A 21,679-nucleotide genomic window follows, 5' to 3' on the forward strand; every position below is an offset into this window, starting at 1 on the left:
CCTCTGTTGACTTTGCGGCAGAATTTTCCTATAATATAAAGCAAAACAAAGGATGATAGAATGCGCGATTCCATGAAAACCATCACCATGACGGACGTCGCCCGGGAAGCCGGAGTCTCGCAAAGCACCGTCTCCCGGGTATTGAACAATGTCCCGTCAATCAGCGATGAGACCTGTGAAAATGTCCGCAAAGCGGTTTTGAAGCTCCGCTATTGTGTCCGGACCGGCGTGAACCGGACGCAGATCGCCTTTCTGATGTGTCCTTTTTCCGAGCAGCAGAACCCTTTTTCGTTTGATTTCTTCAGCAACATGCTGCGCGGCGCCCAGGAAGTTGCCGAACAGGAAAAATACGAACTGCTCATCCGGACGCTCCCGGCCGAATGCCGGAAATTGCCGGAAAATTTGAATCTGGAACAACTTGCGGGAGTGGTTCTGATCAACTCTCCGACCCGGGAAATCATCGCTCTGCTGAATGAGCGGAAGATTCCGGCGGTGGCGGCCGCCGCCGACTCGTTCGAGGAGCCATCCGGGATCGATGTGGTCATCAACGACAATCTTTTTTTCGGGCGCAGCGCCTGCCAGTACATGCTTGAGCGCGGGATCGACAATTTCGGCATCCTGCTGCCGCGCTGCTACACCACTCGGCTTCTCGGGATCGCCCTCGAGATGAAGCGGCATGGCCGGAAAATCGATCTCGAGTCGCTTCCGCTTCCGGAAAATACGGAGATCGCCGAGATCATCCGGAGTTTCTGCCGTCTCTGGAGTACCCCTCCCCAACCCCGTGGATTGATCGTCCCCTACTATGTGGCAGCACAGGCGCTGGAACCCATTTTGAACGGTTACGGGCTGCAGGTTCCGAACGACATTGAAATTTTCACCCTGGGATTTCACGAAGAGCAGACTCACTTTCCCATGGTGCTGCAGTATCCCTGTGAAATCGGACGCAAATCTATTCAGGCCCTGTTGTGGCGGATTCGGAATCCCGAAAGTATCCCGACCACCTACATGGTGGGCGCCACCCTGGCAAATATACGAACGCCGGTGAAATCATAACCGGGTCAGCAGGAATCAGATCGAACATTTGTACAGCATACGTTCCACATTCAAGTGAATTGAATTAAAATCTAGTTTAAAAAGAAAGAATCTCCACCATGAATCACAATCTTTACAGAAAAGAGAATATTCTCCACCGTTGCGAACGCAATCCGATCATCACGCCTCAGAACATCGGTCTCCCCTACCCGGTAGACGCCGTATTCAACTGCGGTCAAACGACTTATCAGGGGAGGACACTGCTGCTGCTTCCGGTCGCGCCCGCCCACGGGAACGGGAAACCGGCCATGTATGTAGCCACCAGCGAAAACGGCGTGGATTTTGAGGTGGAACCGGAACCGTTCATCACCTCGCTGAACGGGCTGGAACCGGATCTCAAGCTCTTCGACGAGTGGCCGATCGATCCGCGGGTCACGCAGATCGGCGAGTGGTACTACATCATCCGGCCGATTCAGCCCCGCATTGGAACCGCCTGCATCATGGAGCGGACACGCGATTGGAAAAAACGCGAATATCTGGGTTGTGTGGCGCTGCCCTGCAACCGGGTACCCTGTCTGTTCCCGGAGACATTCAACGGCCAGTACTGTCGAATCGACCGACCTTACAGTTCGCGTGGGGGTGAACTCTGGATCGCCTATTCGCCCGATCTCCTGCATTGGGGAAATTACAAGCAGCTTGTTGCCGCACCGGTCAACAACATCTGGGCGAAAGAGAAAATCGGGCCGACCGTTCCGCAGAAAACCTCACGCGGCTGGCTCGAGATTTTCCATGGGGTGAACACCTACGCGGGGGGCAGCCGTTACTGTCTCGGAGCACTCCTGCTCGACCTGGAAAATCCGGAACGGGTTCTGGGCATGACCGACGGCTGGATTCTCTCGCCCGATACCGAATACGAATTCATGGGAAACTGTCAGAACACGGTATTCGCCACCGGCTGCATCGTCGACGAGGAGAAAGACCTGGTCCGTGTTTATTATGGTGCAGCGGACACCACCATCGCTCTGGCGTCCGGTTCTCTCACCGAACTGTTAGACGCCTGTACTCTGCAGATCGACCAGGGATCGCGCTGAGGCGGTGTCCAGGAACATATTATGGAATTCCGGCAGCAAACAACCATTCAGTCAAAGGAGAAGCAAAGTGTCAATCGTATCAGGAAACCATTCCGCAATGCACCGTTCGCAAAACACAAGGAGGGAGAGGATGAAACGTTACTTTACACTCATTGAATTATTAGTTGTCATTGCGATCATCGCAATTCTGGCCTCCATGCTGCTGCCGGCACTCAACCAGGCACGGGCCAGAGGCCGGGCGGCAACCTGCATGAACAACTTGAAAGCGGTTGGAAATGCAAACACATTTTACTCCGTCGATTACAACGACTTCGACGTTCGATTCCACGACGGCCAATTTGCGCAGCAATGGGTCTGGAGTGCGCAGTTTCTGCAATATCTTGGCGTTCAGACGGAAATAAAAAATGACGGGATTCAGGTTTCCAAAGTGAATTGCGTTCCGTTCGACAAACTCTGTCCGGAGAAATTCAGCATGGAGCCCAATGCGGAAACCGGAAAATACCAGATCTCCTCCTATGCGAAAAATGCTGATGGCCTGAACGACTATCTTGGCAGAAGCAGCGGCAGCAATCCCTGGGAGTTTATCTACAAATTCACCCGCGTCAAAAATCCTTCCGCTAAAATTCATCATACGGAGACTTTCAATGATTCCAGCCGGACGGGAATCTGGCAGGTGGTCAGAAAGTACGCCCAGTCGCCAACTCTCTATCTGACGGACAACGGCGTACACTTCATCCATTCGAGTCGGGCCAATGTACTTTTCTTCGACGGGCACGTCGTTGCGATGAGCCAGCCGGAACTGTACCAGGAGGAATTGTGGTATTCCTACCGCTGACAGCGCACGAACACGATTCCGCGGACAGACAACTCTGTTCGCGGAGATAAATTAAAACCACCGGCTCGATCGGTGGTTTTATTTTCTTGAATTGCGAATTTTTCAACGGCTGTTCCTGCGCCGGTACGAGTGCGGCGGAACACCGTCATACGTTTGATCCGAACGGTTTACCAGCAGTACGCTCCCGCCGGAATAGGTGATGAGGGCAACGTTTTCCGCCAAAGTCTCATACCGTTCCATGAACTCGAACTGCAGATCACGCAATTCCCGGTAACGGTCGTACTGTTCCCGGATCCGGCTCACGCACCAGCGCATCTCCTCATCGGTCGCCGCGGTGCAGTCCTGTTCTCCCATCCAGTTCACCCCCGAACTCAGGAACTTGGAGTAGAAATAGGCAAATGGCCGACCGCCGTACTCCACCATCCGGAGTTCCGGATCGGGATCATCAGTACGGATCGCGGAGTTGACCGTTTCACAGGTCGGATTGTAACTCAGAATTCCATGATAGACCAGAAACCAGAGCGGAATCTTCTCGTCACAGATCGGCGGCAGCGGCGCGTCCGGCGTGAAAATCGCGTAAAGCACGTAATCCATCTCCGCCGCGCAGAAGTCGAACGGCCCCTCGGAACCGCTCGCACCGATCTCCTCCCGCGCCAGAGCCATCGTCTTCGCCCGCCAGCGCGCCGCCTCGGTACGAGTCAGCGGGTGCGCCGGATCGTAACAACGCCGGGTCGGAACGATGCTCATCACGTCGAAATAGTGCATGCCGCGAAAACCGAACGCCTTGAGTTCGCGGAGATCCTGCACGGCATAATGTTCGTAAGCCGCTTTCGGGCAAGGGAAATAGGATTGTCCCCCTCCCCATCTTCCTCCAGGAACGATCTCACCGTTGCGGTCTTTGATCATATCTTCCCGGCGCCACCGCGAAGCGATGGTATAGGAATCGTAAACATTTGTATGGCAACTGATGAGGTATCCGTAAGCGTGCGCTCTGGCGATCACATTCCGCATTCCCTCTTCCCCGCCGAGCAGCGGCTCGACCGGATAGAGATCCGGGAAACGTCCGTCGTGCCCGGATTTGTTCCAGCCGACGAGCTGAAACTCCGCATGTTCAATCCCCTGGCGATGAAACTCATCCATGAGTTCGCAGACCCGGTCGAACGTCATCGCCACATGTATTGGCGGCTCGTTTTCCGGAGTCTGCTCCAGAACCGGAGGAGGAACCGGTTTCCATGCCAGCCGCAGTCGAACCAGCGGCCCCTCCGCCATCTCCGCCAGAACCGGGTAACGCCGGCTGCGTTCCCGCAGCGGGACACAATCCTTTTCGAGCCGGTACCGGCGATACCGCCGCGCCATACCGGAATAATCCGCCTCGCTCCCCTCCAGCGCAAAAAAGCGAAGTTCCAGATCTTCCGGAGCGCCGTCCTCATAGAGGCGGAAACGCGGATACAGAGAGTATTCCCCGTTCCGACAGGCGGCAATCAGGTCGTAATCGAGCGCCATACCCGTGACCACGGCAAGCAGGCCTCTGCCGTTCCGGACGATCCCGTAAAGCGGCATCGGATGGCGCGGGAAACACGCCTCAGTGTCAGGTCTCGCGCGAAAGCGGATCAACGCAGAGTGACAGGGATTCCCCTCCTCCCCCATAAACGTATTCGGGACAACCATATAGCCATCCTCCCCCGCCCGGGCGCAAAACGCATCGTGCCGGATCTCGACGTAGCGGACGCCCGCGGGAATCTCCTCTTTCGCGAGCCGGAAGTGATTCTCCGGTTCCGGACAGCAGCGCCGTTCGCGGGTACCGTCGGATTTGACCAGATCAATAATCAGCATATTCTTTCCTTTCACAAACTTTTTCTGCAAGTTTCACCACCGGAAAAGGCGGCAGCAGCGCGAGCAGCCGTTTCGCTTCCCGGAGTTTCTCCGGCTCGTCGCAGACCGTGACGCAGCGATCGAAAATCGCAGCGATCTCCGCAAACACTTCCGGCCCGGGCTGTTCTCGCGGCGGCGACTCCCGAAACGCGAGTCGAGGCGCGGAGGCGGCATATCGTGCCGCCGAGCTCCCGGCAATGCGGCCGAATACGAGCGTCTCAAGCCCCGCATTCCCGCCGAGACGATCGCGCCCGTGAATTCCTCCTGTACACTCGCCCGCGGCGAAGAGCCCCGGGACACTGGTCGCGCCATCAGGATCGATCTCCAACCCGCCGAGCGTGGTGTGGGGCGCCGGGCGCACGGAAAAGCGCGGCGGCCACGGCTGAAACCGTCGGAAGTATTCGGGGTATCGCTCAGCAAAACGCCGCTCATCCACGCCGGAAAAATCGTAAAAAACCTCTCCTCCGCGATCGATTTCCTGTTGAATCTGCCGCGCAAGCTCCCGTTTCCGGGGCGCGGGGGACAACCGGTCGCCGCGTTCGGTGAGCAGTTCCGCCCCCTCCCGCAGAGCAGTGGTGATGACCGGAAATCCGTCCGCCGTGACGGTCGGCTCGAACTGGATGAATCCGACTCCGCGCAACCGTGCGCCGACGCTCATCCCCAGAGTCAAGGCCTCTCCCCGCAGCTTTTTGCTCCACGTGGAGCGTTTCCAGAGTCCGGCGAAGCCGCCGCCGGCGAGAACAACCGCCCGGGTGGAGATGATTTCACCGGATTCCAGTCGGGCACCCGCGACGGCGCCGCCATCGGCGGTGAAGAGTTCCGTCACCCGTTCCCGCAGGACGGGCCGCGCCAGACGCTCCATCACCTGTTTTCCCGTGGTCGTGCCGGAGTGAACCACGCGCGGGAAACTCGTTCCCAGCGCCGGAACCATATCGTAACTCCCGGCAGCGGTGCGGTCGAAAACGATGCCGAGCCGCTCCAGGCGTTTCAACTCCCGCAACGCGCGGCTGCACAAAACCCGGACCAGTGCCGGATCGGACTCTCCGCCGCCGGAACGGATGGTATCTTCAAACATCCGTTCCGGCGAATCCGGCTCGTTCGCCGGGGCGGAAAAGCCCATGATCTCCGTCGAGGCGGCACCACCGGCATCCGCCAGTATGACCGAAAGTTCCGGTGGAACCTCCGCCGCCGCCGACAGTCCGGCGATTCCCCCGCCGACGATGAGGACGTCACACTTCAGCATTCCCAGGCCGCTCCCTCGGCCAGCGAACCCGCGTTGCGGCAGAACAGCCGCAGAAACGGCGGAACTCCGGAGGGATCAAACTGCCAGCTCCAGGTGCGTTTGCGCTCCTCGAGTTCCGACTGCGGCACGCAGAGTTCCAGTTTCCGTTCCTCGAGATCGATCTCAATCCGGTCTCCGTCATGGACGAGCGCCAGCGGCCCCCCGAGTGCGGCCTCGGGCGAAAGATATCCGATGGAGAGTCCGCTCGAACCGCCGGAGAACCGTCCGTCGGTCACAATCGCAACGTCCCGGTCGAGACCGCGCCCCTTGAGCTCTTTCTGGAACACGTAAGCGGTCGTTCCGAACGCGGCCCGCGGCCCCAGATAGCGCAGAACCGCAACATCTCCCGGGCGGATTTCCCCCGAGTTGAGGGCCGCCAATGCCGAATCGAGCGAATCAAAACAGCGCGCGCGCCCGGTAAACGTCCGGATGTCGCAGGCTCCGGCCTTGATGATCGCCCCGTCCGGCGCGAGCGAGCCGTAAAGCACGTAAAGCGAACCATCCTGCCGGACCGGTCGGTCGAGCGGGCGGATCACCTCCGGATCATAGATCGGGCTGTCCGCATAATTTTCCGCCAGAGTCCGGCCGGTCACGGTCAGGGCTTCTCCATGGAGTTTCGGCATCAGTGTGCGCAGAATCGCCCGCGTTCCTCCCGCCCGGTCGACTTCCTGCAGATGACACGGGCCGCTCGGCGAAGCCGCGACGATCTGCGGGATCTCGCGGGAGGCACGATCGAACGAGCTCCAGAATTTGCCCGTCAATCCGGCTTCCCGCGCGATCGCCGGCAGGTGCATGATGAGATTGGTCGAACCCGCCGTCGCCATCGTCAGCGCGATGGCGTTTTCGATCGCTCCGGCAGTGAGAATCCGGCGCGCGGTGATATTCTCCCGCAGCAGTTCCATGATCCGGAGTCCCGCCCGGTACGCAGTCTGCAGCAGCTCCGATCCGGTCGCCGCCATGCAGCCGTTGCCGGGAAGCGTCATTCCGAGCGCCTCCGCGGCGAAACACATGCTGTTTGCAGTGGTCATCACGCCGCAGGCACCGCAGGGGGAGTACATGCCGGCGACCTCGCGTTCGGCCTGGGTCCGGTCATATTCGCCTTTCATGGCTTTGCCGACGTGGTCAGTCAATTCGATGTAGTTCACGCTTCTCCCCTCGAACAGCGGCATCGGCATATATCCGCCCGTGACCATGATGGTCGGGATATCCAGCCGGGCCGCCGCCATCAGATGGCCCGGCACGATCGAATCGCAGGTGGAGAGCAGCACCATCGCATCGAACATGTTGCTTTCGACGATCAGTTCCACCTCATCGGCAATCAGATTCCGGCTCGGGAGTTCGATGTAGCGCGGATTCTTGAGGACCATGCCGTCGCAGACCGCCGAAGTCATGACCTCAAACGGCAATCCGCCCGCTTCGCGGATGCCCTGTTTGACGCGCTCTGCGAGCGTCCGCAGATGAAGATGGCCGGGATTGTACTCATTCCAGGAGTTCACCACCGCGACGATGGGGCGCTGGAACTCCTCCTGAGTGTACCCCATTCCGCGGATGAGTCCCCGGCGGCATTCGCCGGCGACGCCGTAAGGAAGTGCACTTCTCATCTCTTTCATTTCACGCCTCCTCGAGCATGGAGTCGATTCCGCCGAAAATCGACTGGCCGCCATCGATGACGAAAGTCTGCCCGGTGATGAAAGCGGATTTCTCCGGATCGGCGAGAAAGAGCATCATCGGAGTCACATCCTCGACCTGACCGAGTCTCCCCAGCGGAATTTTCCGCCGGAATGCAGCCATATCCTCCGGCGTGTAACGTTCGGAGATTTTGGTCAGAATGAAACCCGGGGCGATGCAGTTCACATTGATTCCATACGGGGCGACCTCCACCGCCAGCGCTTTCGTGAACATCTCGAGCCCGGCTTTGGCCGGAGAGTACGGCAGCATCCGGCGTTTGACCCAGGTGATCCGGCCGTGAATCGAGCTCACGTTGATGATCCGCCCCGCGACCTTCCTCGCAATCATATCCCGCAACGCGATCCGGGAAGTGTAGGCCGCGGCGGAGAGATTCAGTTCGATCTGGCTCTTCCAGTACTCCACCGGCATATCGATGAATCCCCCGGCCGGGATTTTCAACGCACCTCCCGCATTGTTGACCAGAACCTCGATTCCGCCGAAGCGCGAGAGAAACGCCTCCACAAGTTTTTCGCATTCGACGCTGCTGGTCACGTCCGCGCCGAACGCCTCCGCCTCCCCCCCCGCATTCCGGATCTCCTCGACGACCTTTTCCGCTCCGGCAGGATTCCGGAAATAGTTGACCCCCACCCGGTATCCCTCCCGCGCAAACGCTTTCGCCGTCGCCGCACCGATCCCGTGCGAAGCTCCCGTAATCAGTACTCGTTTCATTTGCATCCTCCTGTTTTATCGAAATAGATATAATAAAAGAAAAAAAGATCAGACAAACTGTTCATAAGCGAGTCTCGCCGCGCCGAGCGCCGACCCGAATTCCCCCAGAGAGGTGATACCGATCGAGCAGTTGCTCCGTTCCGGCGGCAGAAGAGACTGAAGCTGCCGGAGGGTTTCATTGTAAAGAAATCCGTCCGGCCGGCTCTGCCCCCCCGTGAAGATCAACGCCTCCGGAGAATAGAGCTGAATCATCGCCGCAATTCCGGCGGCATTGTACTGCGCGGCCTGGATCATCATTCCGGCGGCATCCGCATCGCCCGCGGCGGCGAACCGGTCGAGAGCCGCCGCATCATGAAGTTCCGGCCGTCCGGGAAACCGCTCCGCGGCGATGGCCGCGAGATAATGGCCACCGGAAAACGCCTCGAGACATCCGCGGAAACCGCAGCTGCACAACCGATTGTTCCCGGGAATCAGGATGTGGCCGATATAGCCGACCGGCCGTTGAGGATGGCTGATGAGCAAATGATGATTCACAACCGCCCCCGATCCGATTCCGACTCCGAGACCGACTGTTACGAGATTCCCGCATCCGCGATTCCGGCCGAAATGGTACTCCGCCGCGGCGACACCGACCTGCGTGGTCACGGCGAAAACCGGCACCCCGAACCGGGCGGCGATCTCCGCCACCGGCAGATCCGTCCCGCGTTTCATCCCGAAGTTTCCTCCGGAAACGATGATTCCACGCTCGGAATCGATCACGCCGGAAACGGAGAGCCCGACCGCAACCGGGCGAAACTCCTCGAGACTCCTGCGGCAGACCCCATCGAGCCATTCCACAAAACGGGCCGGATCGCGAAACCGCTCCGTCGGGCATTTCTCCCGGTGGATCTCCCGGAAATTCAGGTCGCAGAAGAGAATCCGCGTCGTCTCGGAACCGACGTCGATTCCGCCATACACGATGCTGTCGGCATTGATGCACAGCGGCACGGTCGGCCGCCCCGGAGCGACGCTCTTCGACTGTCTGGCAAAGACGAGTCCCCGTGCCAGCAGATTCTCCACCGTTTTGTACATGGTTCCCCATGCCAGTCCGGTACGGGCGGCAATCTCCTTGCGCGACGCTTCTCCGCGCATTTCCCGGATCGCGTCAAGTACTTTTACGTTGTTGGTGTAATGCATTGCTTCAGATGTTCCCGGACCGTGTAAAGCGGCAGAAACAGATACTTCGGAACCGTCCCGCCGATTTCCCCGATCAGCCGCACCGCGATCTCCGCCATCGGCAGATCACGGTGCGATTGAATAAAAGTATCATAAATACGGATGAATTCAAGTGCATCATCGAGAGAATTTCCACCAATATAATCATGACCGGGTACGATATTGCCGATCCGCTCCCGCCGCAGCCGTTCAATCGATTTCCGATAGGCCGGCAGATCCATGTAAAGGGCACACCCCTGAGCCGTCGTACCGTTCCATTGCAGCGAATCGCCGCTGAGCAGCGTCCCGCTCTCTTCGTCGAGGTAACAGACGCAGTCGCTGTCGTGTCCGGGCGTGGCGATGACCCGGAGCCGGCCGATCCGGTCGCCGTCCTGAAAAATCCATTCGGGATCCACGCCCTGCAGAACCGGCGGCGGCGCAGGGCTGTACTCGGGAAACTCGTTCCGAATGCGTCGGCTGCAATCCAGCGGATCCAGCAGTTTGGAGGCTCCGGACTCGATTACACCGCACTTCACGCCGAGTTCCCGGAGCCGGTGATGCCCGCCGACATGATCTCCATGCGTATGCGTGCAGAGCAGCCAGTCGATCTTGTCCACGTTCAGCCCGGCCGACTCGAGCGCCGGTAAAATACAGTCATCCACGGTCGTCCGGTCGGCACCGGAGTCAATCAGCAGATTCTGTCTCCCGCATACGAGATAGACCCCGCTCCAAACCTGCCCGAACGGAGTCCTCAGCAGGCCGATCCCCGGTGCAATTTTCTCAAAATTTACCCGATTCATCTTGACAACTCCCATTTTTCAGAGTATGATATACAATAATATCGCTTTAGATATAATTCAAGGGGGTGTCTCTATGAAAACAGAAAATTCAATCGCGTTCGAGAAATTGGTGAGTGCCAGACCGGTACTGATCGGCTGTCGGCGGGCGGGGGAAGTGATTCCGGGATTCCGACGGAATCTGATTCTTCACTCCGGGCCGGAACTGGAGTTCGGAAAGATGCGGGGACCGCATCGGAAAGGGGTGGTTGGAGCCGCGCTTTACGAGGGCCTGGCCCGAACCGCCTCTGAAGCGGAACAAATGATCGAAAACGGGGAAATCGAACTTGCGGCCGCCAACGACTGGAATTCCGGAGCACCGGGCAGCGGAATCACCTCGTACTCGATGGCGGTTCTCGTGGTTCGGGAGGCGAATTCCGGAATCATCGCGACTGCGCCTCCGATCGAGGGCGCGCAGGGCGGCGGACTCGGCGGCTGGGGCGTATACAATGAAGAGGTGAAAACCAATCTCGACCGGATTGCCGGGAGTTACGCGCCGCTTCTTGACGCCGCACTCGCCGCCATCGGCGGAATCGACGTCGTCGAACTCTTTTCCGCCGGGCTGCAGATGGGAGACGAGGAACACACGCGCCAGGTCGCTACTGACAACCTGTTCTTTTCCAAAATCTTCAATGGTGTCGACCAGATCGACGCCGCATCGGAGGAGAAATTCCGCCTGCTGCGTTTTCTGCAGTCGTGCCGCCGGTTCGTTCACCACGTCGGCTGCGCCTCCGCAGTCGCCTCTTTGAAGTCCGCCTCCGGTGTAGCGGGCGCGACGCTCGTGACTGCGATGTGCGGCAACGGCGTCGAATTCGGAATCAAAACAAGCGGAACCGGTGAACAGTGGTTCACCGCCCCGGCTCCGGTGTTCAACGGCCACTACTTTTCGCCGGAAAACGGTCCGGCGGAATCCTCTCCGTGGCTCGGCGACTCGAGCAACGTCGAGGCGTGGGGAGTCGGCGGCATGGCTGCGGCCGCGGCACCGGCACTGCTCGCCATGCGTGGCGAAACCCTCGAACAGGGCATCGCCCAGTGTCGGGAAATGGCCCGCGTCACCTGCGGCGTGAATCCGCATTTCGCAATTCCGACTCTCGGAGAGTGCGCTCCGGCGGGGATTCTGCCGGAGCGGGTCGTGGAGACCGGGATCACCCCGAAAATGCACGGAGGAATCCTCTCCCGCACGACAGGCGGACAAATCGGCATCGGCTACGCGCGCACTCCGCTGGACTGTTTCGGAAAGGCACTCTCATGTTTCGGGCGCTGATCGCTGCATTGGACGGAATTCCCTGCGAACCGGGAATTAAGATCCTCCGGGAATTCCGGACCGGAACGCTCTTTCCGGAGATCGGTTGCGCCCGGGTCACGGTCGAGGCGGGAATCCTCGTCGCACGTGGTGCGTTCCGTGATTTCGACATCTACAGCGATGCCACGGCGAACAATCAGGAACTGTGGAAGCTCGGAGACACTTTTGAACTGATCTTCGGCGAAGAAGGCCGTCAGGACTATTTCGAGGTTCAAGTCGCACCGAACGGCCCGCAGCTGGAACTCCACATCCCGGATTGTCGCACGTTTCGCGCCATTCCCCATGCGAAGAAGATCTGCGATATCGGCCTGCAAAGTCGGACCGTGATCCTGTCGGAACAGAATCTGTGGCTTGCAGAACTCAGAATTCCGCTCCGATCCGTCGGAATCAGCGAAGATCGACTGCGCTACGTCGCCATCCGGCAGAACCACACCCACGGCCGAGAGACGGAAATCACGGCAGGTGCGGTTTTTCCGGAGACCGCCCATACGCCGGAACTCTGGGAGCGTTATCCGGCATAAGCCTGCCTCCGTCCGCGCCGGATTTTTCCGGCGCGGCGGATCGTCCTCCCCTCCCCCGCTTTTCCGGACCACTCCGATCACTGACTGGGGAGGAGCCATTCCGGCTCAGTCCCCTGTGCGCCGTACCAGTCGAAACGTTCTTCGCGGTCGGCGATGAGCCACCGGGCGGGCGCGGGACTCTCCATCCAGTCGAGCGGTTCGACCCGGCTGCCGCCGGAAGCGGCCGTGCGGAAAAGAGCTCTCATCTCCTCAAGCTCCTGTGCCGACGATATTCCCGGCAGGACCGAGGCGAAGAGCGTCGTGCCGCTTTCCGCGACCAGGCGCGCCCACTGGCGGTTGAACTGCCACGGAACACATTCGGTAACGCCCACGCAATCCGGATCGACGTCGAAAAAGGTGCGATGCTGCGCGAGCCGGAACGCGAGGGTGTTGACTCCCATTTTCCGGGTTCGTTCCCAGACGCGGCCGCTGGTGTCGTCCCCGCTCCTCACGACATGCACCAACCCGGCTCCGAGATGTCCTATGATGTTGCAGCCGAGGATCATCGCCGTTCCGGCGCCCTCGAGGAGCGCCCGGTAGAAGTCCAAGACGATCTCGGCGGAACTGCGGTCATTTTTCCGGAACGTCCAGTTTCCGGAAGCGGGGAATCCCCGCATCTCGAATCCCCATTGCCCGAAAATATCGAACGTCGAAAAATCATGCTTGATCAATTCATATCCGGCTCCGGCCAGACGGGCCATATCGTTCCGGACCCATTCCAGCACTTCCGGCAGAGAAGGATCCAGATACATGGGATCCCGCAGACTGCGGTACTTTTCCGGCGGGTTCGCCGTTTTCAGCGGCCGGAACCAGATTCCGGGCCGCAGGCCGTCGGCCCGGATCGCAGCGGCGAGCTCCCCGAGATCGGCATAACCATCCGCCGTCTGTTCCCACGGCCCCATTCCGCGATTGCGTTCCCAGCCGTCGTCGATGACCAGAAACGGCCGGTTCAGCAATCCCCGGGTCAGCGAGGACAGAAGGTCGGCGTCTTTCTTCAGCTGGGCGGAGGAGGATTTCCCGTAGGCGTAGTACCAGTTGTTGAAACCGTAGACCGGAAACTCCGGCAGCAGAGGGTCGCCGCACATGGTCCGGCAGAACTCCTGAACATGCCGGGTGGCGGGCTTGTCCGTGCGAATCGCGATTCCGGTCAGCGTCGCAGCGGCGAGTTCTCTCCTGCCGAGCATGAGCGGCTCGGTCCCGCAGCGCAGATCGAGCCAGAGGGTGATCCCCCGCGGGTCGCACTGCCAGGCGGCGAATGCAGCCGGACGCACCCGGACGCCGAACCCGAGAAAAAGCCCCTCGTGAAACGCCACAAAGTACCACGGCATCAGCGTCCCGGGATCGGGATGACGCCAGCTCACATCTCCATAAGTCCGTTCCCAGGCATCGCCGCAGACCAGACATTCCGCCGGCAGTTCGATGTTCCAGCGCAGGCGAATGAAGCGGACACCCGCCCGGCCGCCGGCGACGACCACCTGCAGCCAGCCGTCGGCCGCGCGGAATGAAAGTTCCACTCCTCCGGCCGCCTGTTCGTTTTTCGGTGCGGCAAACACCTCGGAACCATCTCCGCAGATCACTTCGGCAAAGTCAGGAAGTCGCGGAAAAAGGACTTCTTCCATCTTCGTCTCCAATTCTTTCCAACAGTCAAAACTTTCGATGTGCAACAAAAAAATATCTGCATGACAGCTGACGCGACAGGCCTCGGATCAATGTATCATGCAGGGGGAAAAGAGTCAAGCGCAGTTTTTCACTTGCTACTCGATTCTCCTGATTTTTTCCGAGTTTCCCGCTCATCCGCCGCGCGGGGAGAGAGAAGCCGGAAAATCTCGCCTGCGACCGGGACCAGCCGGGCACCTTCGACATAGACCGGAGATTCGGTCAGCGGGAGAATGACGATACCGTTCCGATCGGCAGTCAGAAGTTTCGTTTCACCCACGACGTCGGTCACCCGAATGGATTTCCCGTTTTCCGCAGTCAGGGCCAGCGGTCGCGGAGGCGTCACATCCGTTGCGACCCACGGAGCGCGGTGAAATCCCTGCGGGATGATGGCCTCCTGTTCACGCAGGCCGTCTTTCCGACTCCAGAGTACCGCGAATTTGCCGTTGGGTCCCTTGTCGAACAGCAAACCGCGCGCATCGGGGTCCTCGAATTGCAGATCGCCGAGGAATTCACCGGGATCGAAAAATTTCGCCGCCGTCTGATAAGCCCAGAGCGGAACTTTCGGCATCCAGTCGCGATGGAACAACCCGAAATGACACTCCCGTTTCCGATCCTGTTTCACATGAGTGCCGATCAGATGCGGCGGTTCAAAGTCGTTGAACATGTAGAGCATGACGTTCTTCACGTCGGCGGCGACTGCGAGAGCCATCTGGATACAGAGGTCGTCGGCGGTGGTACGCTGATTGTTCGTCACACCGAAATTCGGACCGCTTGCGCTGTACAATTCACTGATGTACAGCGGCTTGTCTCCGAATTCACGGGTTGCTTCCCGAATGGTTTTCAACGTCCCGAGGTAACTCCAGTAGGAGTCGTCGTTCTCCGGAGAACGGGTGATCCCGGCAGCGTGGAACGCGAGGTAGTCGAAATCATCCCAGGCCCCTTTTTCGTAAACAGTCCGCATATAAGGCATGTCGCCGTTGGCGATGGAGAGCCCGGTCAACTTGATCTCCGGGAAATCCCGGTCCCGGACTTCGCGCAGCGCCGAAGCGTAGAATGCGTACACCTCCGCAAGTTTCGCCTTTCTCTCTCCGCCGGAGAGATTCCATTCGTTGCTGAATTCAAACACTTCCGACCCGGATGCACGGGTATTCTTCAGGTTGCCCGCCATAAACTTCTTCACGCTTTCCCGGTTCGCAAGCCAGCTGTTTTCTCCACGGGCATGGCGCAGGACATTGTCCCAGTCTCCGATGTTGTTGTGATACCAGGTCCTGATGCCGAGAGAATGCGCAAGCTCCTCGTATCCATAGCATTGACGGACCAGAGAAACGCCGATTCTGCGCATCATCGACAAAACCTGCTCCGGCGTCCGCGACTCTGTGACCTGCCCCGGGTTGTTGCGCCAGCCGGTCATCCCGATGCGCGACATCTTTCCCGCCCGGAAACGGTATTCCGGCAGATACCCCCCGCAGACCCGCCGATAATCACCGGCATATTCGTGCGAAGCGAAAATATCAAAGAATACCGGCCCCGGCCGCGTGATCTCGACGGAAATCGGGATGGAACACTCCGCCTCAGCTTCGACGATGTTGGACACGGTGTCCTCGCGCAGAATATTTCCGTGAAAGTCATGCACCACATAATGCAGGTCGATCCGCTGCCGTTTCCGGAAATAATTCCCGACGTGAGCCTGCAGGCGGTAGGTACCGGGCTCTTTCAGCAACCAGAACGGGTCCGGGGATTCGACCTCCATGAGCAGCCGTTCATCTCCTGCCCGCGCCAGGGCCTCGCGGCGGCGCGCCCCCTGATCGGGGCGGACGGAAAACGCAATCGTCCCGGAATAAAAATCCGGAGCCCAGGGCAATCGCGCCAGATTGACCGCCACCCGGAGTTTGCCGTCCTGCCAGAATTCCGGCCAGGTCGGGCTCTCCCCGCTGACCGCGATAGCGGCGTGCCCCCGCTCTCCCCCGAATTCAATGACCTGTCCGCGGATTTTTTCCTCTGGCTCGCCGCCGGTTCGATGCAGATAGAACCGTTCCGGTGAGAACCGCGCCGTCTCCCGGATTCCGGCAGCGGGGATGAAAGGAACCGCGCAGAGATTTTTCCCCCACTCCTGCGGAACCTTTCCGGACGGATAAATCCGCAGTCGCGCTCCCTCCGGAAAAAGCGTCCACTGCAGCAGGTAGAGTCTCCCGCCCTTCTCATTCAGCGCCTCGACGCCGAACACCTTGCTGCTCGCCCCTTTCACGTCCGTTGCGGTGGGGATCATACGGTAATCGATCCGCGGCAGTTCAGGATTGTCATCTTCGAGCGCAACGCCGCGAAATTCCGCCGGAAGTTCCGCCCGGCCGGGCAACTCCGGAACGCCGATCATTCCGAGCGGATGCCACGCCCCGTCGTCATTCCGGAACTCCACACTGGTGAATCCGTCGGCATGGAACGTCAATTTCATGCGCTCATTTTCCAGGATCTCGATCTGTCCGCGTTCCCGCGTCCGCAACGCACCGCGATCGACGAATGCGAGGTCGGCAATCTTGAGCACGCCGTGCGTATCGTGCCCCGGAATTACTTCAAAGCGGATCTGAACGGGAGGCCGATCGGACTGCAGTCTGATGTTCCCGACTTTCCTCGTTCTGCCGGATTCCAGGTCGGTCACGCTCAAGTCGAGCAGTCGATCCGTATGAATCAACTCGGCTTTCACACGATACCATGTCTCATCCCGGACGGGGAGATCTCCCGGAAGAAATCCGCCGGGAACCGTCCGCAAATAACGTCCACCGAGTTCGGCGACGGTTTCCCCGCTCGAATCAAGCAGCGTAATCCGGAATGAATACGGGTTCTTTTCCTTTCCCCATCCCGGCGGGGAAAATTTGAAATCATAAGAGAGCTCCCAAGCCTCGCTCGGCTCAAACCGCGGAGAACACGCAATGGCGGGATCCCCTGCCCAATCGTAATCCTGCAACATCAAAACCGCCCGTTTGCCATCCCGCGAAATCCCCGCAGAAGTATAGCGCTCCCCGTTGCGATGTCCGCTGAACGTCCAGCGTTTCGCAATTTCCGGAGACTGGAAACTCTCTTTCAGAAGGACTCGTCCCTCATTTGCGCCCGCCGAGACACGGGAGAACATCAGGATACAAAAAACAATCCCCGTCCAAAACTTCATTCAAACCTCCTGCTCCTGTTGCCAATTCGTCGGCACAATCAATTTTCATTGCACTCTTTCACGCGATGATTTACAATATTATCACGAGTGATATAATTCAAGTTGACTTTGAAAAAAAGTAACATAAATTTGACTGGGAGCGGGAGCTCCGGAGGCGCTCACTCCGGGATGGAGAGTACAAGCACTCGCACGCCACGTTTTCGCAACGCGGCGACGACGGGATGTTTCCGCGGTTCAAAATCGGTGATGAGAAGCGAGATTCTACCGGCGTCAACGCTGCGGCACAGAGCTTTTCCGCCAAGTTTCGCCGAGTCGGCGACGACAATCAGCCGATCAGAATTCTCCACCATCTTCCGCTGAAGTTCCGCCGCGTCCTCCCGGTTGTCGTAAAGGAAATCCGCGTCGAGCGCAGTTCCGGAAATGACTGCCGCATCGGCATGGAAATGTTCTATCGTGCGAACAGCCTCCGCCCCGGTCAGAATCTCCGACTTCCGGTTGTAAACTCCGCCGGTCAGCTGCAACAACGGCATCGGTTCCCCCGAACCGGTGCAGCTCCATAACAGAGCCAGAGAGTTCGTGATGATCCGCAATTCCGGGCGGGCCAGAAAATGACCGAGTTGCGCGGTCGTGGTTCCCCCGTCGATAAATACACATCCGCGCTGCGGCAATTCCGCCGCGACCGCCTCGGCGAGTTTGCATTTCACTTCGCGCCGCCACCCCTGCCGGAGACCGATCGGAAGTGCCGGATCTCCACGGAAATCCGCGGCCCGGATCCCGCCGTGAAATCGGCACGCTTCCCCACTCGTCGCCAGGAGCTCGAAATCACGGCGAATGGTCGCTTCACTGACTCCGAAACAGCGGGCGGTTTCGACACTGTTCAGAATCTCTCCCCGACGCAACAGCCGGATCATTCGTTGGATTCGATCTCGTTTCATATTGATACTGTAGCGGGAAAGCGACATTTTGCAAGCGGTAAAATGATCGAACAATCACTTTTTTTGATTGTTTACAAGATTTTTTTCTGATTTTGACCGGTTTCGATTGTTTTCCATTCAGATACAGCTACACTAAAGACGCAGCAGAATCCATCCATCAGTAAATCGAAAGGAGAAAGGATGCCGAGATTTTTCAAAGTTGTAGGCCACCGGGGAATGCCGTCACGCTACCCGGAAAACACCCTGCCCTCGTTCAAAGCCGCCATCGAAGCCGGAGTCGATGCCATTGAATTCGACGTGCATCCGACCTGCGACGGACGGTTGGTGGTGACGCACGACGATACGCTCGAACGATGCAGCAACGGCAGCGGTCCGGTTCATGACCGGACTCTGGCGGAACTGCGCAAACTCGATTTCGGCTCGTGGAAAGGAGCTGCGTTCGTCGGAACGCAAATACCGGTATTGGAGGAAGTTCTCGATCTCGCATGCGCCATGAGCGATACGCTTGAACTGTTGATCGAACTCAAGGAAGACGATGAACGGTGCGCGCTGGCCGTGCTTGAGGAGATCACGCGCAGGGGGATTCTTGATCGAGTCGTCATCCTCTCATTCTATGCAAATCTGCTGAAACAACTGCATGAACGGGAACCGCGACTGCGTCTGCAGGGATTCCCGCTCAAAGTGTTTGCGCGGCCGGAACAGGATGCGTACGAGTGGCTTTTCCGGCTCTGCCTCTGGCGGCAGGAGATCACCCGGGAAGAGGTCGATGCGTTTCATGCGCGCGGAATCGAAGTCGATGTCTGTCCGGTGGACAGCGGGGAAGATCTCGAAGCGATCCGGAATCTCGAAGTCGATACCGTGACCACCAACGCCGCGGACGTCTTGATGCCGCTTCTGCGGGAATCGGGATTGCGCCCCGCTCCGCTGCCGCGCGAATACACGGCATGGCGACTGCATGGAAGCGGACTCGACCAGCTGCTGCCGGAACGACTGCCGCTGCCGGAGCCGGCCCCCGGGGAGATCCTGGTGCGCATCGATGCGGTCGGGCTCTGTTTTTCCGACATCAAAATCATTCGCGCGGGCGCAAATCACCCGAAACTCAACGGCCGGGACCTCCATGCCAATCCGCTTACGCCGGGCCATGAGGCGGTGATGACCATCGTCAAAACCGGCAGCGCCGTTCCGCTGCGTTATGCTCCCGGCCAACGATTTCTGATTCAGTGCGACATCTACGTCAACTCCCGCAGCTGCGCCTACGGTTATGCAATGAACGGCGCCTATGCCCAGTACGGTGTGATCGACGAACGGGTCTGGCGCGGGGAAGGACGCAGTTATCTGCTCGATTTTCCGGAGACGCTTTCCTGCGTCGCCACCGCTCTGATCGAACCGTGGAGCTGTGTGCGCGGGTCGTACGGGATCGAGCATCGAAACGCTCCCCGGCCGGGAGGCCGCACATTGATCGGCACCATCACCGGAGCGGACAATGTACTCCGGGCGGGGGAGCTTTTCCGCACTTCGGCTCCCGGCGAAATCGCCGCATTCGGGCTTTCCGAAGCGACCGTCCGGAGTCTGGAAAAGGAGCTCGGCCGTGAGGTTGCGCGGCTGACCGCGATTCCTGCGGGAGAAGAGTTCGATGACGTCGTCTGCTGGAATGTGACGGATCCGGGTTTGGCCGAGGCGCTGGCCGGGCTCGCGGGCGCACACGGCATCGTCAATTTTCTCGGAAAAACGCCGTCCCTTCCCTGTCGGATCGATGTGGGCGCTCTTCACTACCGGAATCGGTACTATCAGGGTGCGCCCGATGGAGAAATCTCCGCGCTTTACCGCCGGAAGCGGCGAACCGGCCTCCTCGCCGGCGGCAACGCCTGGTTCATCGGAGGAGCCGGAGCGATGGGGCAGATGCACGTTGAACTGGCAATTTCCGGTCCGGAGAGCCCCTCCCGTATTCTCGTCACGGATCTCGATGCGGAGCGGCTCGAACACCTGAAGCGGCAACTTTCCCCGCAGGCTGCGGCGAAAGGGATCGACCTGAAATTTCTGAATCCCGCTGCCATCGAACCGGAACGCTTTACAACGGAGCTCCACTCTTTTGCGCCGGAGGGATTCGACGACGCGGTCATTCTTGTTCCGAGTGCGGCACTGGTCGAGGAAGCGGCCGGATTCCTGCGCGATGGCGCACTGGTCAATGTGTTCGCGGGAATTCCGACCGGCGAGAGCGCCTTGCTCGATCTCGCCGCGATCACCGAACGGGGAATCCGCTACACCGGATCGAGCGGCAGCAGTTTCGACGATATGGCCGAAACTTTGCGTCTCGCCGCAGCCGGGGAGTTTCACCCGGAACGCGCTCTCGCGGCGATCGGCGGGATGAATGCACTGAAAAAGGGATTGGAAGCGGTTGCGGCGGGGCGTTTTCCCGGCAAAACCGCCATTCTCCCGAACTGCCCGGATCTGCCTTTGACCTCGATTGCCGACCTCGGGAAACTCGATCCCGAACTCGCCGCCACCCTCGATGAGAGCGGCTGCTACACGATCGCGACCGAAGCGGCGCTGATCCGGAAATGGGGGAAAGCATGATGCCGACCTCCCCGGAAATCCTCGTATTCGGCGCCAATCCGGCCTGGCAGAAAACCCTCACATTCCCCCGGCTGACACCCGGAGCGGTCAATCGAGCCATATCTCTGGACGCCTATGCCGCGGGAAAAGGCGTCAACTTCTGTCGGGCCGCAGCCGGTCACGGGCGCTGTCGAACCCTGCTGTTCCAATTCAGCGGCGGAGAAAACGGCGCGCGACACGAAGCGGCGTTACGGGACGAGGGGATCTGCTTTCACCGAATCCGCACCGCGGCCGAAACCCGCTGCTGTCTGACCTGTCTGGACCGGACAACCGGAGAAATGACGGAACTCATCGAACCCTCTTCCCCGGTAACGCCGGAGGAAGCAACGGCTATGACCGCCGCCTTTTCCCGGAGTCTTGCCGACGCGACCGGCGCAGCCATCGTCGGAAGCCTGCCGGACGGGACGGATCCGAACCTCTATTGCGACATCATCCGACTTATCAGGGAGAAAGGAGTTCCGGTCCTTATAGACGCCGCTGCCAATATAGTTCCGGCTCTCGATCTTGCGGAACAGTTTATTCTGAAGATCAACCGCCGGGAACTTCAGAATCTGACCGGGGGAACGAGTCCGGCCGCAGCGCTGTCCGCCGCACGGGATCGCTGGCCCGGAGCGATTTTCGTCATAACGGGGGGGCCGGAAGCCGCATGGCTCGCCGTCGGGGATGAAACATATTGCTGCAAACAGCCGCAGCTTTCGATTCTCTCTCCGCTCGGAGCGGGCGACACCTGTTCGGCAGTACTGTTCTCGGAACTGCTCTGCGGAACCCCATTGAAAGAGGCGTTCCGAATCGCGCTCGCGGCGGCCAATGCCAACTGTCTGATTCCGCGAGCGGGAACGTTCGATCCGGAAACACGCGATGCAATCGCTTCGCGTCTCTTCATCGAACCCTTCTGAAACGCAGAAGAAAA

16 protein-coding genes are annotated in these 21,679 nt (G+C 59.3%); 7 read left to right on the top strand and 9 right to left on the bottom strand.

Translation table 11 applies throughout. The annotated features are described in order from the left end of the window. Positions 1-60 precede the first annotated feature (60 nt). The 3 genes from Q0J85_RS04905 (at position 61) to Q0J85_RS04915 (ending at position 2,958) form a co-directional block, all read left to right on the top strand. Positions 61-1,053 carry a LacI family DNA-binding transcriptional regulator gene (locus Q0J85_RS04905; protein ID WP_294478786.1) on the top strand — a complete coding sequence of 331 codons (993 nt, stop codon included), beginning with the start codon at positions 61-63 and terminating at the stop codon, positions 1,051-1,053. A gap of 98 nt (positions 1,054-1,151) precedes the next feature. Further along, positions 1,152-2,123, top strand: coding sequence for a hypothetical protein (locus Q0J85_RS04910; RefSeq protein ID WP_294478788.1), 972 nt, complete (start codon positions 1,152-1,154; stop codon positions 2,121-2,123). A 130-nt stretch (positions 2,124-2,253) separates the two neighbouring features. Then, entirely contained in the window at positions 2,254-2,958 is a 705-nt protein-coding gene (locus Q0J85_RS04915; RefSeq protein ID WP_294478791.1) for a prepilin-type N-terminal cleavage/methylation domain-containing protein, read from the top strand. A gap of 102 nt (positions 2,959-3,060) precedes the next feature. Here the strand turns inward: Q0J85_RS04915 and Q0J85_RS04920 are convergent, their stop codons facing one another. The 6 genes from Q0J85_RS04920 to Q0J85_RS04945 are packed head-to-tail and all read right to left on the bottom strand — an operon-like array spanning position 3,061 to position 10,503. Further along, positions 3,061-4,791, bottom strand: a complete 1,731-nt coding sequence (locus tag Q0J85_RS04920) for a DUF5696 domain-containing protein (protein WP_294478793.1) — start codon at positions 4,789-4,791, stop codon at positions 3,061-3,063. Next, positions 4,778-6,073: an FAD-binding protein gene (locus Q0J85_RS04925; RefSeq protein ID WP_294478794.1), complete on the bottom strand. Its 1,296-nt coding sequence runs from the start codon at positions 6,071-6,073 to the stop codon at positions 4,778-4,780. Before Q0J85_RS04925 ends, Q0J85_RS04920 begins: the two co-directional genes overlap by 14 nt. Beyond that, positions 6,067-7,722: a dihydroxy-acid dehydratase gene (locus Q0J85_RS04930; RefSeq protein WP_294478796.1), complete on the bottom strand. Its 1,656-nt coding sequence runs from the start codon at positions 7,720-7,722 to the stop codon at positions 6,067-6,069. Before Q0J85_RS04930 ends, Q0J85_RS04925 begins: the two co-directional genes overlap by 7 nt. A 1-nt stretch (position 7,723) precedes the next feature. Next, positions 7,724-8,509 carry an SDR family NAD(P)-dependent oxidoreductase gene (locus Q0J85_RS04935; RefSeq protein ID WP_294478798.1) on the bottom strand — a complete coding sequence of 262 codons (786 nt, stop codon included), beginning with the start codon at positions 8,507-8,509 and terminating at the stop codon, positions 7,724-7,726. Positions 8,510-8,557: 48 nt separating this feature from the next. Then, positions 8,558-9,685: an ROK family protein gene (locus Q0J85_RS04940; RefSeq protein WP_294478799.1), complete on the bottom strand. Its 1,128-nt coding sequence runs from the start codon at positions 9,683-9,685 to the stop codon at positions 8,558-8,560. Beyond that, positions 9,664-10,503, bottom strand: coding sequence for an MBL fold metallo-hydrolase (locus Q0J85_RS04945; protein WP_294478801.1), 840 nt, complete (start codon positions 10,501-10,503; stop codon positions 9,664-9,666). The genes Q0J85_RS04940 and Q0J85_RS04945 overlap by 22 nt, the downstream gene beginning before the upstream one ends. A 73-nt stretch (positions 10,504-10,576) precedes the next feature. On the opposite strand from Q0J85_RS04945, the gene Q0J85_RS04950 reads away from it, so the two are divergent. Further along, the gene (locus Q0J85_RS04950) at positions 10,577-11,803 is read left to right on the top strand and encodes a DUF1116 domain-containing protein (RefSeq protein ID WP_294478803.1); all 1,227 of its coding nucleotides are present in this window, start codon (positions 10,577-10,579) and stop codon (positions 11,801-11,803) included. After that, a complete protein-coding gene (locus tag Q0J85_RS04955) occupies positions 11,788-12,363 on the top strand; it encodes a hypothetical protein (RefSeq protein WP_294478805.1) in 576 nt (191 codons plus the stop codon). Before Q0J85_RS04950 ends, Q0J85_RS04955 begins: the two co-directional genes overlap by 16 nt. A gap of 77 nt (positions 12,364-12,440) precedes the next feature. Here the strand turns inward: Q0J85_RS04955 and Q0J85_RS04960 are convergent, their stop codons facing one another. The 3 genes from Q0J85_RS04960 to Q0J85_RS04970 form a co-directional block, all read right to left on the bottom strand. Next, positions 12,441-14,021, bottom strand: a complete 1,581-nt coding sequence (locus Q0J85_RS04960; protein ID WP_294478807.1) for a hypothetical protein — start codon at positions 14,019-14,021, stop codon at positions 12,441-12,443. 128 nt (positions 14,022-14,149) lie between these two features. After that, positions 14,150-17,221, bottom strand: coding sequence for a hypothetical protein (locus Q0J85_RS04965; RefSeq protein WP_294478809.1), 3,072 nt, complete (start codon positions 17,219-17,221; stop codon positions 14,150-14,152). Between the two features lie 158 nt (positions 17,222-17,379). Beyond that, a complete protein-coding gene (locus tag Q0J85_RS04970; RefSeq protein WP_294478811.1) occupies positions 17,380-18,132 on the bottom strand; it encodes a DeoR/GlpR family DNA-binding transcription regulator in 753 nt (250 codons plus the stop codon). A gap of 204 nt (positions 18,133-18,336) precedes the next feature. Here Q0J85_RS04970 and Q0J85_RS04975 point away from each other — a divergent pair, with 204 nt between their 5' ends. Further along, positions 18,337-20,730 carry a glycerophosphodiester phosphodiesterase family protein gene (locus Q0J85_RS04975; protein WP_294478814.1) on the top strand — a complete coding sequence of 798 codons (2,394 nt, stop codon included), beginning with the start codon at positions 18,337-18,339 and terminating at the stop codon, positions 20,728-20,730. After that, positions 20,727-21,665, top strand: coding sequence for a 1-phosphofructokinase family hexose kinase (locus tag Q0J85_RS04980; RefSeq protein WP_294478815.1), 939 nt, complete (start codon positions 20,727-20,729; stop codon positions 21,663-21,665). Before Q0J85_RS04975 ends, Q0J85_RS04980 begins: the two co-directional genes overlap by 4 nt. Positions 21,666-21,679 lie beyond the last annotated feature (14 nt).

Origin of the sequence: uncultured Victivallis sp., from assembly GCA_944389935.1 — a bacterium.
GTDB lineage: Bacteria > Verrucomicrobiota > Lentisphaeria > Victivallales > Victivallaceae > Victivallis.